The organism is Enterobacter sp. SENG-6 (assembly GCF_001605945.1).
GTDB classification, from domain to species: domain Bacteria; phylum Pseudomonadota; class Gammaproteobacteria; order Enterobacterales; family Enterobacteriaceae; genus Enterobacter; species Enterobacter cloacae.
The window spans coordinates 37,381-55,606 of the sequence record NZ_LOMM01000001.1; the positions used below are offsets into that span (position 1 = coordinate 37,381).

Consider the following 18,226-nt stretch of genomic DNA (forward strand, 5'->3'; position numbering starts at 1 on the left):
ATCATTGCGAATAACAGGATCACGTTATGAAGTCTCTTTATGATTTTCATTTAAAAAACAATGCGAAAATGGGCATTTACAACAATGCCAACGTTCCTTCTGCCTATCACGATCCGATGGTGGAATATAAAGCCGTACGTGAAAATGCCCTGCTGGTGGACTATTCACACATGTCCATTGTCAGCGTGATGGGTGATGATGCCTGGGCACTGGTGAATTATTATGTCTCTGCCGATGTTTCAATTATCCGTGACGAGCAAGGGATCTACTCGCTGGTACTGAATGAAGACGGTACGGTGCGCGGTGATGTGTATGTGCTCTGCTCATCCGACGGCTACTACATCATGTCCGAGAACATTCCGGCGGTGGAAATTATCGCTGGCCTGAACGCCCTTCTGGAAAAAGCCGACGAACTGGATATCCAGGAAACCCCTGAAATAGCTGACATGCGCGAGCAGAACTGGGGCGCGATCATGGTAGAAGGGCCGTACTCCTGGGAGCTGATGTCTGAGATCCACGGTTTCGACGTGATTGGTCTGCCTTACTACGAGTACATGAATACCGACGACGAGCTGATGGTATTCCGCTGCGGTAAACACGGTGAATTCGCCTATATGGTTATTGGCCAGCAGGAACAGCTGCTGGATCAGTGGCAGCAACTGCTGGAGCACGGCGGCAAATACCTGCTTCAGACCGGTGGGCTGGACTACCAGAAAATTGTACGTATCGAAAACCCAGGCTGGGATGACGCGCTGTGGGCTGAGTACAACCTCAATCCGGTAGAGCTGCAGTTGCAATGGGCTGTGCAGTACGACAAAGAGGGCTTTGTGGGTAAAGACGCGGCCGAAGAGCTGTCTCACCGCGAAGGCGCACGCAAGGTGATCGGCATGATTGTCGAGGGCGAATGTTCGGGCATTGAATCCGGCGATAACGTACTGGTCGAGGGTCAGGTGGTAGGGAAAGTCGCTAAGGCTATCTATTCTCCAGCCCTGCAGTGCTTTATTGCCCTGGCGCTGATCGACAATGAATATGCATGGTCTGATATTAGCGGCTTTGCTATTCAAACGCGCTCTGAAACGGTAGCTGCGAAAACCAAAGGTATGCCATTTATTTATAACCTGAGCATGCTGGTTAATCCAACTGAACACAGTTTTGTGGATGCCTCTAAAGCGAAAAGCGCACTGTAATTATTAATCGAAACAGCGAGAAGCGAATCCGTGGGAATAACACCACGGATCCTTTTCGCTGCTCATTGCCTGTACATGGCGGTACATATATTTATGAAGACAAACAGAAAACGGGTTGTCATTACCGGGATCGGTATTCTCTCTTCGCTGGCTGAAAACCTGCAGGATTTCAGAAACGCCTTACTGAATAAAAAAAATGGCGTCACGGACAGCGTGCGTTTTTCAAAATGGTTTGAAAACGCCAGAGCCGCTGAAGTCTTGCATGACATTGACTATTCGGAATTACCGGACGACGTTATCGCCTCCCTGGATAATGCCGCACTCTGGGCCTACAAAGTGGGTAAAGATGCGCTGAATCAGGCGGGGCTGGCTGAGAACAAAGCGCACCTCAAAGAAACCGGTTTAATTGTTGGCGTGTCGTCTGCCGGGACCGAGGCATTTCTGCCGCTGTTTGAGCAACGCATGGAAGACTTTTCCCTGCGTAAGGCGCTGTTCTCTGGCGGTTTCTCCTCCTGCTGTTCCAGCGTCTCCACGCTGCTCGGGTTACAGGGCGGTGTTGAACTGGTCGCGACCGCCTGTACGGCCAGCCCTAACGCGGTCGGCATGGCGTTTGACTACATCCAGAACGGCAAAAGCAAAACCATGCTGGCCGTCGGGACAGAACCTATCTACCTGCCCACCTTCGCGGGCTTTTATGCCCTGAACGTGATGCATCCGGACGCCTGCACGCCGTTCTCCGGCAATTCGGGTATGTCCATCGGTGAAGGGGCCGGGGCGATCGTGCTTGAAGAGTACGAACATGCTGTCGCACGTGGCGCCACCATTTACGGTGAAATTCTCTCTTATGCCACCTCCTGCGATGCGTTCCACGAAACCGGACCGGATCCACGCGCCAGCGGCGCGGTACAGGTGATGCATAAGGCGATGGAAAATGCCGGCGTCACCCCGGATCAGATCGAATATGTCAACGCCCACGGTACCGGAACAGAAGCCAACGATCGTATCGAAACGCTGGCGATGAAAAAGGTGTTTGCCAACAATGAGAAACTGTTGGTGAGCTCTACCAAGTCTTATTTTGGTCATAACATCGGCGCTGCGGGGATCGTCGAACTGATCGCCTGCCTGGTCACGCTGCCGGATAACCGCGTTCTGCCGACGCTGAACTTCACCAACGCGCGTCCAAACTGCGATCTGGATTACGTGCCAAACGACTTCCGTGACCAGAAAATCAACCTCTTCATGAAGAACAATTATGCCTTCGGCGGTAACAACTGCAGCATGATTATCAGCATGGAGCCTTGTTCGATCCCGGTCAGTACCTACGACGAAAAGCGCGTGGCGATCACCGGCCTGGGTGCCGTTTCCGCGATTGGTCACACCGTTCACGAGATCCTCGACAACGTATGGCAACAGAACCATACCGTTGAGCTGGGCGGCGTCACCTTCCCGGAAGACACGCTGGAAGAGGCAAAAGAGTTACTGGATGTGCTGGAAACCACCCGTCAGTTCGAAGCGCTGTTTGGTGACGATTTCAACGCGCTGGCCGAAACGCTGCCGGAAGCGAATGAACACTTTAAAACCTTCCAGGTTTCCGGGCTGGAACCGCGTAAACATCTGCGCCGCTTTGACCCTCGTAAGGCCACGCGTGGCGGTACGTTCGCATTGATTGCCCTGTCCGAAGCGCTGGAGCAGGCGAAGCGTAAAATCAAGCGTGATGGCGATGAGCTTGGCATGGTCATGGGAATGTCCAGTGGCCCGCAGGAGACGACCTACAAATATCTGCAGAGCCTTAAGCCAGACCCACGTAAAGTCAGAACCTCTGAATTCCCGGGATCGTTGATGAACTCCATCCCGACGTTCTGCGGCATTTCGGAAGGGATCAAGGGCTACACCACTACGCTGGCGACCGGCGAGAATGCGGCATTAGGCGCATTAACCTACGGCTACGAAATCGTGCGTCAGGATCTGCAGCCGCAGGTGCTGGTGGGCGGCGCGGACGAGTATTTCCCGTCCATGTCACTCTATATGGACGCCGTTACCCGCAAGCTGCATATGACCTCCGACGCCAGGGAATATCAGATCTACGGTAACGATCCGAAGGGTTACATTCCTGGCGAAGGTGCCTGCATGTTGCTGCTGGAAGATCCGCAGCGTGCCGCCGCGCGTGGTGCAGAAGTGCTGGCGGAAGTGGCCGGTTACGGTAAAGCCTGTAGCAACAGCTATTTTGATGCCTCTCAGCGGGACGAGAAATCCTCCTCAATGGCGCTGGCTATCGCCCGTGCGCTGGCGGATGCCGGTGTAACGGCGCAGGAGATCGACCTGGTCTGTGGTACCAGCAACGGTAGCGATGAAAGCTCACGCATTGAAATCGATGCGATTTACGCCACCTTCGCCCAGGCAAAACCGAACGTACCGGTCGTGAACTACAACGCCTGCTTTGGCTTTGTCGCGTCTGCTGCCGGACTGCTTAACCTGGCCGTCATCATTGACTGTTTTAAGACGCAGGCGGTTCCCGCTATTCCTCATACCGTCGAGTTTTTCGATAAGCGAATTAACTTCGTTCGTGAACCGTTAAAACTTGCCCTGAAGCACGTATTGCTGGTGGGTGCGACGGAAGGCGGTAACTACTACGCGTTTGTGATTAAAGGATAATATTGTGGATAATGCCGCTATCATTTCGGGGTTCAGTTCTTGTCTGCCGTTTGCCGAAGACAGTCTTCAGCTTATTCAAAATCTGAAGCTGGGCAAACGCGTTGAAAGAAAGCCCTGGTTTAAATCCGACGACGAGGCAATTAAATGTGGGTTCGATGGCAATAAACATATTGCCACGCTGGATCATACGGATGATAGCGCATTAGATCTGCTTTATCGTCTGATTGACGATGCACTCGACCAGGCCGACCTGGATGTTCAATGGCTGGCCGGGTGCAATGCCCGGGTTTATTTAACCGGTATCGGCCCGCGGGTCGATGGCATGGCCTTTAAGAGTTTCTATAACAAAAATGATGTGGAAGATATTTATCTTTCAAAATCATTAATGCAGCTGCATGTGGATAATATGTCGCAGGATCGTATTGCCGGTCACCTTGCGCGTAAATATAACCTGCAGTATTTACCCCCGAATATGAATTGCACCAGTAATTCATCAATGACAGCCGTGCATTTAGGTTGCCAGGCCATCGAGCATGGCGGCGTAGATATTGTCCTGGTGGTGAACTGCTCAAAAATTAAAACGCAGGATATCTGGTTTCTGGATACGCAATCCATGCTGGATAGCCATCTTGTTCAGCCCTTTGGTGAAAACAGCCAGGGGGTGCTTTTTGCGGAAGGCTATAGCGCCATTCTGCTGGAAAATTCCCGCCACCGTCGCGCCAGAAAGGCGAAGGGCGGCGTGCGGTTGCAAACAACCTATACCCAAATCAGCGCAGGCAGAAGCAACGACAGCTCATGGCTCAGCACCAATATTTTAAAAGTGATGCAGGCCACAATGAAAAAAGCCGAACTGGACGTTGAGGCACTGTGCGCGATTATCCCTCACGGTAACGGTTCATCCGTCAGCGATAAAGCGGAAGCCAAAGCAATAGCGATGTTGACGGAAGGACATCCGGTTCCGGTTCTGGCTTATAAAGGCCAGATTGGCTATACCGCCACCGGCTCTGGGATTGTCGATTTAATTATTGGTCATCATTCGCTCACCCAGCAGGAGCTTATTTCCCCCGTTGGTAATGACACCATTATTGATGCCGTTGCTCAGCATGTTTTGATTGACCGTGGCGTTATTGGTCATCACAAAAACCACCTGCTTAAAGTTGGGGTTGGCGTGGACGGATCCATTATTGGCGCCGTCATGTCTACGGGTCATCCAGGCTGTTGAACGATCATGGAGAGTAACATGTATTTATCCTCATTTTCGCTCATTGAGCCGGAAGATAAATTTTATTTCTATCAGCCCAGCTGGCTAAACGCGTGGGAGTCGCATTTATTTAATAAAGCGCTCAAATCAACCCATGCAAACGGCTGGGGTCTGAAACGTTTTGGTACGCAGCCGGAGTTATATGCCGGTGAGATGATCCGCAATCCTCAGTATCAAAAATACCTGGATGCGATGGAGCAAGCGGCGGATGACGCGCTCATGGCGCTGCCGGCGAAAGAGCGAATGAAGCTGCTAAAGCAGCGTACGGCATTTATTTATGTCGACTCCTGGGGGGAATCCGGGCCGTTTGAAAATATCTCCAGCGCATTACACATCTCAATGATTGATACGCTGCCAAAAAACCTGGTGAAGAAATTCTCTGTGAATTCACCGACGTGCAAAATCCGGGGTGAAAGGCAATCCTTCATCCAGGCCATGAGTCTGGCAAAGGATTATCTGAGCTGGGATGTGTTTGATTACGTGGTGATCTGCGCCGCCTACCGTGCGATCCCGGTGCTGGTGTTTTCGGACGAAGATATCGCGCTGAAGTGGGGAGAGAAGCGCAGGGGGAAAGCCCAGGATGTCAATTTAACCGTTGAGCGCGCGGGCTGTTTCATCTTTAGTCAGCATGAAAGTGCAATCCGGGTGAACGGCGGACAATACGTGATGGCCGATACCCTTGAGGACACGCAGGCAGCGGATCGCGTGGCGTTTGCCGGTCTGCGTAAAGAGATGCTGTCTCGCTCAACCGTTGCGCCGCAAAAGACGCTAGATCTGGTCGATACCTTTGGTGCCAGCGGCTGTCTGACGCCAGCATTAAGCTTTGCGTATCTCCAGCAGGCTCCTCATTTTGCGGGAAAATTAAGAACTGTCGTTCCCGATAAACAGTTCGGTTACAGCTATTTCGACATTGACTATTGCAAGGAATAACGACACCCCCATGAGCGGAATGATTAAAGAACTCCCAATGATATCGCTGAACAATATCTATAAGAGTTATGGCTCGGGCGAAGGCAAAGTCGATGCCCTGAAAAATATCAATCTTGAAATAGAGAAAGGCGAATTTCTGGCACTGTGCGGTCCTTCCGGCAGCGGTAAAAGTACGCTGTTAAATATCCTGTCGGGTATTGATAAGCCGGGATTTGGTTCGGTGATGTTTTTACGAAAATTACTCAACAATTTACCGGAAGAACAATTAGCAGAAATTCGTGGCAAGCATCTGGGGTTCATATTTCAGTTTTTTAACCTCATCCCCGTGCTGAGCGTATTTGATAACGTTTTTTACCCGCTGGTGCTGAATGGGCACATTGGCAAAAAAGAGGCGAAAGAGCGGGCGCTGCATTTTATCGAGAGCGTAGGACTGGCGGGATATACCGAACGTAAGCCGGGCCAGCTTTCGGGTGGACAACAGCAGCGTGTGGCTATTGCCCGTGCACTGGCGCATGACCCTCAGGTCGTGATTGCCGATGAGCCAACCGGAAACCTCGACCTGGTCACCGGTGAGGCCATTCTCGATCTGCTGATGAAAATCAACCGGGAGACGCGCACCACTTTCATTATTTCGACGCACTCAAGCCAGCTGAAAGAGCGCGCGCGGCGTGTGGTTGAAATTAAGGACGGAGTATTAGTTCATGATTCACAATCGTAATTTCTTCATTCTCTGCTGGCTATTGATCTGCATGGCCTATGCCGGGAGCGTTAAAGCCGCCGCGGCCCCCGTGGCTGAGCAGGTGATAAAAAATGGCTTCCCGACGCAGGCCGATAAGCTAGCCGATATCACCCGTGCGTTGTTTACCGAATACAAGGCCAATGATAACGCGCTGTCGCTGGTTTTTTATGCCTACGGCATGCTGCGCCAGGCGGAAAATGCCCTCAATACCAATGACGTCATTCGGGCGTCTGAGTATGGCAAAACGGGCTTTTTCTATCTCGATGAAGCGGTGGACCTCTACGAGGGCAATCAACGTGTGCGCTACATGCGTGCCCGTGTGGACGCGTACCTGCCAGCCGATATTGGCCGCTGTGTGGTGACGTTAAAAGATACGGAACAGATGGCGAAAAGCCCTGACGTATTCAATGCCGGGTTGATGAAGCACATTGACGAAATGCGTTATCGCGCGCTGTTGAGCTGTAACCGTACCGCCGAGGCAGACGCGCTGCTGGCGCAAACAGAACTGCGTCACGCCAACTCTGCATTACCACTGGCTTCTGGCGACGCGCCAGAGTGGGATATCAACGAAGTGACAGAGGTCTTGTTACCGCTGGTGAAAGGGAACTAAATGTCCGGGGTTATGGTGTTAGCGAATAGTGTTGTTGTACTGATTCTGATTTTTGTCCTCTGGTGCGTATTATTCCGCTCGCGGGATGTGAAGTTTGCTTTTTTAAACCTCTTTCGCCACAAGAGACGATCTTATTCAACCATTGCCGCCATTATGCTCGGTGGCGTGTCGATTTTTCTGTATGGCGGGTTTATCGATTACTCTTTCTGGATTTTGAAAGAGCAAACGATTCGAACCAATATTGGTCACGTGCAAATTTATAATGAAAATTATTTCCAGACGTCGAATAAAAACAAAAGCCTGATTGCAGATTATGCATCCCTGAAAAAGGCGATTCTCAACGATCCGGATCTTGCACCGCATATTTCGACGCTGTCCGGTCAGCTGGAATTTACCGGGGTGATTTCGCAATATGAAAGCGAAACGTCCAGCTATTTTTCCGCCCTGGGTGTGGAGCCGCTGCCCGCGTTAAAGCTGGGATCGTTTGATAAATTAATTTCCGGCAGCGATCTCTCCCGGATGCGTACCGACGAAATCACGCTGGGCAGTGGGCTGGCGAAAACGCTCAATGCCCACTACGACGACTGGCTGGATGTGCTGGTGGTGAATACCGAGGGCGGCCAGGGCGCGTTATCGATGAAGCTTCGCGGCATCTTTGAGTCCGGTATTAAGGATTACGATGATGTGGCGATGAAAATTCCGCTTGATACCGCACAGCGCATCATGGGAACCAACAGCGTCAGTAAGGTATTAATCCTGCTGAAGGACGACGATACCGCCGTCTTTAGCGCCAAACTGCGCCAGTTTATTGCGAAGCATCATTTACCGCTGCTGGTCAAAGACTGGAAAGAGACCTCGATCTTTTATCAGCAAGTCGAAGGCTTATTATCCGGGATCTATTTCTTCATTAAGCTCATCGTCGGATTGATCGTGATCTTTATGATCGGCAATTCGATGACCATGAATATTATTGAACGTACCCGGGAAATAACCACCCTCAGGGCGATTGGCCTGAAACCCCTGCACGTCACCAGGCTGTTTTTACTGGAAGGGATTTTCATTGGTCTTATCGGCGCCCTTGGCAGTCTGGCGACAGGTTATGCCATTGCCTCTGCCATCAATCTTTACGGTATTGCCATGCCGCCGTCACCGGGGCAATCGCTGGGCTATACGGCCTTTATTAAAACCGACAGCGTAGCACTGACCTGGATAACCCTCGTATTACCGATCCTGGCCGCAACCGGCGCCTCTGTGCTGCCTGCATTACGTGCTTCACGGCTGAATATTTCAGATGCTTTTAAATTTTCGTAAGGAAGCGATATGAAACGCGTTGTCATCACAAAACTGCTCTTTTGTCTGTGCCTGTTTTCCTCGGCGGTATTATCAGCGCCGGTGGATAACAAAGCATCAGAGATTATTCGTCGTGCCGATGAGGTTCGTTCCCCGAATAAACCTTTTCGCTACACCCTGACCATTCATGAATATAAGTCGGGCGCATCGCAGCCTGACAATAAGCAGGTGCTGGATATTTCCATGCGCTTTATGAAACCCGAAGGGGGAATGAAAGCCGATGCCCGTTCGCTGGCGCGTTTTATTTATCCCCCGCGGGACAAAGGCAAAGTGCTGCTCTCTGACTGGTACGATCTTTGGTTCTACACGCCAGAACTGCGTCGACCGGTTCCCGTTTCGCGCCAGCAGCGCCTGATTGGACAAATTTCCAATGGCGACGTCATTGTCACCAATTTTGAGTATGCCTACCACGCCACGCTGCTGGGCGAGGAAGCATGCGGCTATACGCAGTGCTATAAGCTGGAGTTGGTGCGCAAAACGGATGACGTCACGTGGCCAAAAGTCATCTATTACGTCGAAAAAGAGGGGGAGAACCGTCCTTTTAAAGCGTCGTATTACTCTCTGGATAATAAATTGATGAAAGAAGTGCTGTACCAGGATTTTCAGATGGTATTAGGGAAGATGCGTCCGATGAAAATTATTGTGAAGGAGGCCCGTCACGGCAACAGCTACTCGGTGATGGAGTACAGCGATGTTCGCCTGGAGTCCTTGCCTGAATCCCACTTTACTCGCGAGTCTATTCAGCGAGGTGCCAATTGAAACGCACATTACTGGGGTTAACCCTGGCACTCTCCGCTCTGCCCGTGAGCGCACTGGCGGACTGCCTGTCCGGTTCCGACTTTGCAAAAAACAGCACTGTCACGCTGTATGAGCAGGTGTCGCTGGTCAAAAAACAAATTTCAGACTGGCGAATTAACGGCCGAAATCCGTATACCAGACACAATATCTACAATGACGCGGGCGTGAATCTCACCAGCAAGTGCGCGATCGTTGATAATGCGCTGGATCTGGATTTGTCTCTCTACGGGCTCACCTGGTACTCACCGCGCAAGGTGGGAGCATTTGAAGAGGACGACAGCCGCTCTCAGCTGCTGATTGAGCGTCTGAGACTGGTTTACGCCGTTTCAGACAGCGTGCAGCTTGAAGTGGGAAAACTTCAGGCGAAGCAGGGTCTCTTTTTCCTGCGCTCACCTTCCGATCTGACTCCGCATTACTACGCCGGGTTCAAACCGACGCGGCTTTACGATCCCGCGCTTCGCACTGCGTATCAGTCCTCGTCCTGGGCCGCGACGCTGTCAATGGACTACCGGGATGAGTCGCTCTCGCTGATCATGATTCCGAAGCTGGCGACGATCGATAAATACTATCTGACCTCCAGCAACTGGTCCGCGAACCAGCGTGGCAACAGCAGCGAGGCCTGGCTTCTGAGCTATACCTCACATGCCTTCCGTCAACATACGCCGGGGATGCGCATTCTGCTGGGAGACTCGCAGTCGGTTGCCGTCTCTGACAGCTATCACTACACCCCACAGCTGACCCTGAATGCCGGGATGGCCTGGCACCGGGAGCAGCGCTGGCGTCATCTCTCTGAGGAGAAAAGTGCAGAAGTCCAGAACTACGCATTTCCTTCATCGCTGTATGACACCGAGGACAAAAATGGCGTAGAGCTGGCGGTGGGCGGGCAATATACCACTGATACCTTTAACGTTTTCGGCCTGGAATATTATTACCAGAGCGAAGGCTACTCCCGCACGGAATGGCGCAAACAGCGCGAGCTGATGACCTTTTTGAATACGCCGACAGGCTATGCGCCGCTCGACAGGGCGTTTGATTCCTATAAGTACCTGATGGCGTCTGAAATCAGCAATACGGGCAACAAAGGCATGTTGCAGGGGAAACACTATCTCAACGCCTGGTCCAGCGTGCAGCTCACGCATCAGATCGCCGTGCAGCCTTATTTTATCGTCAATCTGATGGATAAAAGCACCCTGTCGGGGCTCCACATCAGCGCACCGCTGACCTTTATTGATGACCAGCTGGAAGCGTATACCGGCGTCTATTCAGCACTGGGTAGCGCAAATTCTGAGTTTGCTTTCTTCGGCGATGTTGCCGGTGGCTATGTTGGCTTTAAGTATTACTTATAAGGAAATGACTATGACGCTTGATAATCCATCGCAGCCTGTGGTGCTGCTGTTTTCCGGCCAGGGAAACCCGGTGATTGGTATGGGCAGCGATCTGTGGGATCTCAATGCAACGACGAAACAGATCTGGGATTGTGCCAGCGATGTGTCGGGCCTCGATCTGCGCCGACTCTGCCTTAAGGGGCCGATGAACAGGCTGATCCAGACCACGGTACAACAGCTGGCCGTTACGGCGATCAACGTATCGCTTTATAGCCTCTGCCGCGAGCGCTTCCCCGCGCTGCGCGTCGTGGGTGCCTGCGGCCATAGCGTTGGCGAATACAGTGCCCTGTACGCGGCAGGCGCGATCTCGCTGGAGACCCTGTTCCGTACGCTGCATTTTCGCGCCAGTACCATGGATTCGGTGAGTAAAAAGCAGAAAGGCGCGATGCTGGCGCTGAAGGGGGCCGATTTTGCCACGCTGAGTGACATCATCACCCGTTCCGGGATCGCGCTGGATATCAGCTGCGACAACACCCCGCGTCAGCAGGTGATTGGCGGGACCCCGTCTGCGCTGAGTGATTTTGCCAAAGTGCTGGTCGATGAAGGCTATGAGCCGATCAAGCTCGGCGTCAGCGGGGCCTGGCATACCCGTTTAATGGCTGAGGGCGTGCAGCTGATGCGTGACTTCCTGGCGGGACAGCCTTTCACCTCGCCAGCCTATGACGTGCTGATGAATGTGACCGCCAGAGTCGAAACGGTGCCGGACAATATCAAAGAGAACCTCTCCCTGCATCTGACGCAGACGGTGAAATGGGCCGATTCCATGGCCAGATTCATCCATCATCCAGACCAGCCGCTGTTCCTGGAGATGAGCAACAAACCCTATCTGGGACAGATGCTAAATGATTTTTCCGGTTTTTCTGCCGGGCGTGTCCTGCACTGCAGAAAAGTGTTAGGGATGTAATGGCCGAGCTATGATTCCAGATTATTTAACCTTCATCCGCTATCAGGATAAAAGGAACGTGCTTTTTATCTATATCGTGACGTTTATCCTGCTGGGCTTTTACTGGAAAAATGCCGGTTTCTCTTTTTCCCGGCAGGATGCCTGGGTCGCGAGCGGTATTTTCGCGCTGATCGGGTATAGCTTCATTGCCGACCTTAAGGCCTTCTGGGCCTATAAATGCGTCGTCAAGAATGTTGATTTGTCGGTATTTGTCGGCAAAGAGAGCCCGAAAACGAATTCGATCATCTTCGAACCGTTCGTTGTGCTTGCCGTCTCGATCCTGATTTTCGCGGGCATCACGGGGCTCTTCCTTGCGCTGACCACGCCAGGCATCACGCTGCTGATCATGGTTTTCGTGGCGCCGCTGATTATCTGGGGGATCTTTGCCGCACTGCGTCATGTCTATATTCAGCAGGTCGTTGCCTCAGCCAGAGACAAGGCAAAATACACGCAGCTTTCACAGTATGTGGCCGTTGCTGTCGTGATGAGTGTGGTGATGAATCTCCTGACCATCAGCCCCTTACGCAACAGTGCGCAGTTTGATCTCTATGGGCGCTACTTCACCTTAACCGCCATCATTACCATGGTGGTGCTCTGCGTGGTGGTGCTGGCAATCAATCTGCTGTTCTTGCGCTTTACCCGACGCTATGTGTTTCTGGGCCATCTGTTCCTTAACGAGATTGATCTCTATTTCTCCCCGTCAATCCCGTGGAGGACGCTGTCAGAGAAACCATTATGGCTGCGGCTGGTTATGCTGGTGGGCGTGGAATGTGTCTGGTCGGCTGTTATCGGCGTGCTGCTTACGCTTTCGGGATGGCAGGTCTGGTTTGAGGTCTATTTCCTGCTTTGCTATCTGCCATGTCTGGTGTACTACACGCTGCACACCTGGTGGAAATGGCATACCGATTTTATGATGTCGAGCGATATGTATCTGCGCTGGGCGGAGATCAGCAGAGAGGACACCCCCTGGTAGTCGCCTTCTGACAGGCATAAAAAAGCCAGACCCTCATCACTGACGGTCTGGCTTTTTATTACGTCTGTTTCGCTTAGCTCATTTTCATCCATGACAGCAGCATGGAGGCGCTGGCAATGACGTTAATGTTGGAAATATAGCCGTCGTAGCGGTTGTTAATGGCAGAAAGCTGATTATTAAAATGATCGTTTTCTGCCGTCAGCACGTCGAGCAAGGTGCGTTTGCCAAGGTGATACCACTGTTCGTAGAACATACGACGCACCCGATCCGTTTCACTTGTCAGGCGATCGTAATCATCGGCGCGCAGGAAAGAGGAGTCACGTACCTGAATCTGATAGTTAATCTGATACTCCAGATCTTTGTAACTCACTTCATATTGCTGCTGCGCCATATTGGCTTTCGCCCGTGCCGACATCTCAGCGGCACGCTGAGAGCCGCCGCTAAACGCCTCCCACTCGACGTTTAAGCCCGTATACCAACCCGCTTCGTTGCCGTTGCTGTCTTTGGCGGTGCTTTTGGAGATGACCCAGTTCACCTGCGGCAGGGCCGACGATTTAATGCTTTCTGCCTCATACTCCGCCGCCCGGACTTTGGACTGCAGGTTCAGCATCATCGGGTTTTTATCCAGCCCAGAAAGCGCCACCGACGCCGGAATGACCGTGTCGTGCCAGCTTATGCCTTCCGGTAATTCAGGCTCGATCCCCAGCAGACGCACCAGTTTGATTTTGCTGGCACTCAGCTGATGCTCAATGTTGTCGAGACTCGCCTGGGCCGACATCAGTTTTGCTTTTGCCTGCACCAGTTCACTCTCTCTGCCGCGGTCTGCCTGGGTAATTTGCGACAGCATGGTGACCAGCTCTTTCATGCGGCCAACATACTGTTTCGCCACAACCTTACTGTGCTGGTAGCGCCCCATATTCATCAGTTCGGACACGGTGTTGTAGGCCAGCTGTTCGCGGGAATACTCTTTTGAATAACGGGCTGCTTTTGCCGTTTCCAGAGAGTTGTCCACCTGGTTACTGATCCTTCCCCAGTCAATAATCGGCGTATTAACGGAGACCGTGCCGCTAGAGTCGCTGATATGGCTATTGTTGGATGACGACTGGCGATCGCCGCCCACGGTCGACAGCGGCGAGGTTACGCCCAGACGTACCTGGGGCATGCGCTGGCCTTTTACCTGATCGACCATGTAGTCAGACGCCATCACCTCTGCTGAGGCGGCCCGCAGTTCCGGGCTATACGCCAGCGCTCTGGCCACCATGCTGCGCAGAAAAACAAGCGAATCCTGACTGCCGGCACGGTAGCCCTGCGACATGCCGCTGATGGCTTGACGCGCACTGCCGTCACGACGCACCCCGGCGTACGCCGGGTCCGGTTTGTAATACTCGGTGACGGGCGGGAAGAAATCTGCGTTTTTCTTCAGCGCAGCCCGGCTTTCCGCCTGTTTTGACGGGGCGGGGGCAAACTCCCTGGCTGTTGGTGCAGAGGCGTAACGTTCAGGGCGCGCAGTGGCTTGCGTTGGCATCGCCTTTTGCGTACTGACGTATTGCGACTGGGTACGCATGGCGGGCAGCGAACGCGACGATGCCGCACTGTGCGACACCGTCCGCTGCACAGGCTGCACTTCGCGGTTGAGCTGTGACTGTGTGCGCATCGGCGGCAATGACGCCAGGCTGCTTTTAGCCTGAGCAATGTCAGCCGCGTGCAGCGGAATGACAAAAGAAGAGCAGGGCAAGCAGAGTGCAACTGCGGTTGCTACCCTTGCCCAACGACGCTCTTTACGTGCCTTAACCATATAATTATCTCTCCCTGAAGGCTTCGCGCGCTTTCAGTATCGGTTTGAGGATGTAAGACAAAATGGTCTTCTCCCCCGTTCTGATTTCTACGTTTGCCACCATTCCCGGCATGATCGGGAACGACTTGTCTTTTACCTGTAACGCGGCACGGTCGGTGCGGACGAACACCCGGTAATAGGTAGAATCTCCACGCCCCTGACGGGCTTTCTCTTCATCGATCAGGGTGTCTGAACTGAGGTGTTCAACGACACCGTTTAATCCGCCATAAATGGCATAGTCGTAGGCGGTAATTTTTACCGTGGCGGGCAGGCCCGGATGGATAAAGGCCACATCAGAGGGTTTGATTTTGGCTTCAACCAGCAGGTTATCTTCAAGCGGAATGAGAGTCATGATCTCCGCCCCCTGCTGAATGACGCCGCCACGGGTTGTCACCCGGATGTTGTTGACGGTGCCGCGCACGGGCGCCACCACCGTGGTACGGTTCATTACGTCCTGGCGTCCGCGCAGAATTTCTTCCGCCTGCGCCAGCTCAGATTCCAGACGGTTCAGTTCGCTGTTGGCATCAGAGCGGAAGCGGTTGGTACGCTCGGTGATCTGCAGGCTGAATTCGTTCGCCTGGCGCTTGAGGCGCAGGATTTCGACATCCGACATTAACCCTCTGCGCGCCAGCGGCTCCGACAGACTGACCTCGTTTTGCGCCAGCGTCAGGCTCCGTTTTAAGGCCTCTACGCTTTCATTCAGGGTTTTCAGGCGGGCGTTATAGGCCTGGGTCTCATCACGCACGATTGACTCAATCCCGGCGATATCCGGCGGGAAGGTCAGTGGCGTGTCGTAGGCTTCCGCCCTGAGACGGGCAATGCTGCCTTTCAGTCCCTGCACTTTAGACAACGATTCGCCATAGCTGGCCCCGGCGCGAGTCGGGTCAATCTTCAGCAGAATCTGGCCTTTCTCGACGATGTCGCCTTCCTGCACATTCAGCTCTTCAAGAATGCCGCCTTCCAGGCTCTGAATGAGCTGCTCGCGGCTGGCGGGGATCACTTTCCCGTCGCCACGGGTAATCTCCTCAACCCGGGCGAAATGCGCCCAGACCAGCGCCACCACCACAACCAGGGTGATGGTGTAGAGCATGATCATGCTGAAAGGGGTCTTCTGTGCGATCAGCGCGCCCTGCAGGTCGTGCATGAATTTCAGATCGTCGGCTTTCACTTTCCCCGTTGGCTGTGCAGGGTGTAATGCCAGCCCGGTGCCCGCTCTCTGCGTAGCGTTCACGTTTTCCAGTGCCGTTGAGGGTACGCCTGCATCCGTTTCGGCCTCTCCCTTTGAGGCGTTATGATTCACTTCGTCCTCGTTCATCATTCATTCACACCTTGTTTCTGTTGCTTCTCTTCGACTGAATGCATTGCTTGCTTTTTCTTGATGACATTCTCATTCAGGCTGGCCATCACCTGATCTTTGGGACCGTCTTTCACTACGTGTCCGTCTTCCATGACGATCAGACGCTCTACCAGGCTCAGTACGGACATGCGGTGGGTCACAATGACCAGCGTTTGTCCTTGCGTTGCTTCTTTGAGCCGACGAAGGAACAGGGTTTCCGTCATCGCATCCATTGAGCTGGTGGGTTCATCCATCAGCAAAATCTTTGGTCGTAGCAACAGGCAGCGGGCGAGGGCGACGAGCTGTTTTTGTCCACCGGAAAGGCAATTGCCCATTTCGCCGATAGGCATGTCAAAACCCAGTGGATGTCTGGCCGCCACGTGATCAAGCCCGGTCAGGCGAACCACCCGCAGAAACTCTTCCGTGCTCACGCCCGGGTTGCCAATGATGATGTTATGGCGCAGGGTGCCGTAAAACAGGCGGCAGTCCTGCCCGACGTAACCCACCGCAGCGCGCCAGTCGGCGGGATCAACCTGTGTCGCATCCACACCATCAATGAAAAGCTGTCCGCTGCTCTGCTGGTACAGGCGCGCCATCACGCGCAGCAGGGTCGACTTACCGCTGCCAATTTTGCCCAGCACGGCCACCTGCTCCCCGGCCTCGATGTTGATATTGATGTTGTCCAGAATGCGTGGCGCGACCATCATTCCCGGTACCGGATAGGTGAATCCCACCTTTTTCAGACGCAGGCTGCCGGTGAAATTGGGCGTCGGCAGATAATTGATCAGCGCGTCGCGCTCGGTCGGCGTTTCCATCAGCTGGTTAAGGGATTTCAGCGCGGTTTTGGCGTGCTGATAACGCAGCGCCAGACCGACCACAGAGGCCAGAGGCGCGAGCGAACGGCTGGAGAGGATCACCACCCCAATCATGGCCCCCATGGTCAGCTCTCCGGCGTGGATTAAATAGACGCCGAGCACCACGATGCAGACGGTGGTGATTTGCTGCACAAAAGAGACAAAGTTGGTGGTCAGCATGGAGAGATAGCGGGTTTTCATCGAGGACGCCGCAGCCAGTGCGCTGAAATCATTCCAGCGCTTTTGCATCACCCCTTCGCCCTGAGCGGCTTTTAAGGCCTCAAGCCCTTCGATGCTCTCGATCAGCAGACCCTGCTTAAGCGAAATTTCCCGGACGTTTTCTTCCATGTAGCGACCCAGCGGCCACTGGATAATGACGCTGACAATCAAAATCAGTGGCATGGCGACCAGCGGTACAACGGCCAGTGGACCGCCAATCATGTAAATGATGAACATGAACAGCAGACAGAACGGCAAATCGGACAGCGTGGCGAGGGTCGCAGAGGTGATAAAGTCGCGGACGGCCTCAAAATCGCGTAACTGGTTCGCAAAGGTTCCGGAGGATTGCGGCTTGTATTCCATGCGCATCGACATCACCTGGCGAAACAGCTTCGCCCCGAGGATCAGATCTGCTTTTTTACCGGCGATGTCGATCAAATAGGCGCGGATTTGTCGGCTGGCAAATTCAAAAATAATGGCAATCACCACGCCAATCGCCAGCGACCACAGGGTGACGTACGCCTGGGTGGGGATCACGCGGTCATAGACGTTCATGGTGAAGAAGGTACCGGCCAGCGTAAGAATGTTCGCCAGCAGCGCCGCCAGTGCCGCGCTGTAGAAGTAATGCCGGTAGCGCCACAGCGTGGAATAGAGCCAGTGACCTTCATCCTTGGCTTTCGGTAACAGCTGGTCTTCAGCACGCGCGTCCAGCGTGGGTTTTGGCGTCGTCACAAGGGCATAACCGCCATAAGCCTCGTGTAAATCCGCCTCTGCAACGAGGAGCGTTCCGTCGTTTTCAGGTACCACAATCTGATACGTATGTTGCCCGCGCTTTCCCTTGCGCGCGGTAAGAATGCAGTATGTCCCGTCTTTGCGTGCAATAAGCAAAGGGAACAGCCAGGAGGAAAGCGAATTCAGATCGCGCTTAACCCAACCGGCGGATATGCCCATCTGCTCAAGCATACGTAATGCCATTCCAGGCTCCAGCTTGTCGCTTTTTGGCAGGCCTGCATACAGCACCTCTTTGCTGGCATACTTAGAATGATGCCCACAAAGCCATTCAACGCCCCACAGAAGAGAATCTTTTTCAGGGGCTTCAATATCATCAAGAGTATGCTCTGAATTAATTTTTACCGTGGAAAGATGCGTATTCAT

The 18,226-nt window shown here is 53.2% G+C and carries 14 protein-coding genes; 11 read left to right on the top strand and 3 right to left on the bottom strand.

Annotated features, from left to right (window positions below; translation table 11 throughout):
* Nucleotides 1-26: 26 nt before the first annotated feature.
* The 11 genes from AX755_RS00135 (at nt 27) to AX755_RS00185 (ending at nt 12,828) form a co-directional block, all read left to right on the top strand.
* Nucleotides 27-1,187: an aminomethyltransferase family protein gene (locus AX755_RS00135; protein ID WP_062856068.1), complete on the top strand. Its 1,161-nt coding sequence runs from the start codon at nt 27-29 to the stop codon at nt 1,185-1,187.
* 93 nt (nt 1,188-1,280) lie between these two features.
* Nucleotides 1,281-3,839 carry a beta-ketoacyl-[acyl-carrier-protein] synthase family protein gene (locus AX755_RS00140; protein WP_062856137.1) on the top strand — a complete coding sequence of 853 codons (2,559 nt, stop codon included), beginning with the start codon at nt 1,281-1,283 and terminating at the stop codon, nt 3,837-3,839.
* Nucleotides 3,840-3,843: 4 nt separating this feature from the next.
* Nucleotides 3,844-5,061, top strand: a complete 1,218-nt coding sequence (locus AX755_RS00145; RefSeq protein ID WP_029882413.1) for a beta-ketoacyl synthase — start codon at nt 3,844-3,846, stop codon at nt 5,059-5,061.
* A gap of 18 nt (nt 5,062-5,079) precedes the next feature.
* A complete protein-coding gene (locus AX755_RS00150; RefSeq protein ID WP_073971382.1) occupies nt 5,080-6,030 on the top strand; it encodes an ATP-binding protein in 951 nt (316 codons plus the stop codon).
* Nucleotides 6,031-6,040: 10 nt separating this feature from the next.
* A complete protein-coding gene (locus AX755_RS00155) occupies nt 6,041-6,748 on the top strand; it encodes an ABC transporter ATP-binding protein (protein ID WP_062856070.1) in 708 nt (235 codons plus the stop codon).
* Nucleotides 6,732-7,379, top strand: coding sequence for a hypothetical protein (locus AX755_RS00160; RefSeq protein ID WP_062856071.1), 648 nt, complete (start codon nt 6,732-6,734; stop codon nt 7,377-7,379). The genes AX755_RS00155 and AX755_RS00160 overlap by 17 nt, the downstream gene beginning before the upstream one ends.
* Entirely contained in the window at nt 7,380-8,690 is a 1,311-nt protein-coding gene (locus AX755_RS00165) for an ABC transporter permease (protein WP_062856072.1), read from the top strand.
* A gap of 9 nt (nt 8,691-8,699) precedes the next feature.
* A complete protein-coding gene (locus AX755_RS00170) occupies nt 8,700-9,488 on the top strand; it encodes an outer membrane lipoprotein-sorting protein (protein ID WP_062856073.1) in 789 nt (262 codons plus the stop codon).
* Complete coding sequence (locus AX755_RS00175) at nt 9,485-10,873, top strand: hypothetical protein (protein WP_062856074.1); 1,389 nt, start codon at nt 9,485-9,487, stop codon at nt 10,871-10,873. Before AX755_RS00170 ends, AX755_RS00175 begins: the two co-directional genes overlap by 4 nt.
* A 10-nt stretch (nt 10,874-10,883) precedes the next feature.
* Nucleotides 10,884-11,816, top strand: a complete 933-nt coding sequence (locus tag AX755_RS00180; protein WP_062856075.1) for an ACP S-malonyltransferase — start codon at nt 10,884-10,886, stop codon at nt 11,814-11,816.
* A 58-nt stretch (nt 11,817-11,874) separates the two neighbouring features.
* Nucleotides 11,875-12,828, top strand: a complete 954-nt coding sequence (locus AX755_RS00185) for a hypothetical protein (RefSeq protein ID WP_396001134.1) — start codon at nt 11,875-11,877, stop codon at nt 12,826-12,828.
* 73 nt (nt 12,829-12,901) lie between these two features.
* Here AX755_RS00185 and AX755_RS00190 read toward each other — a convergent pair whose 3' ends face one another.
* Genes AX755_RS00190 through AX755_RS00200 form a run of 3 tightly spaced genes read right to left on the bottom strand, consistent with a single transcriptional unit; the run spans nt 12,902 to nt 18,226 of the window.
* Nucleotides 12,902-14,623 (bottom strand): TolC family protein, encoded by a 1,722-nt coding sequence (locus tag AX755_RS00190; RefSeq protein WP_062856077.1) that lies wholly within the window; start codon nt 14,621-14,623, stop codon nt 12,902-12,904.
* Nucleotides 14,624-14,627: 4 nt separating this feature from the next.
* Nucleotides 14,628-15,980, bottom strand: a complete 1,353-nt coding sequence (locus AX755_RS00195) for an HlyD family type I secretion periplasmic adaptor subunit (RefSeq protein WP_013095714.1) — start codon at nt 15,978-15,980, stop codon at nt 14,628-14,630.
* Nucleotides 15,977-18,226, bottom strand: coding sequence for a type I secretion system permease/ATPase (locus AX755_RS00200; protein WP_062856078.1), 2,250 nt, complete (start codon nt 18,224-18,226; stop codon nt 15,977-15,979). Before AX755_RS00200 ends, AX755_RS00195 begins: the two co-directional genes overlap by 4 nt.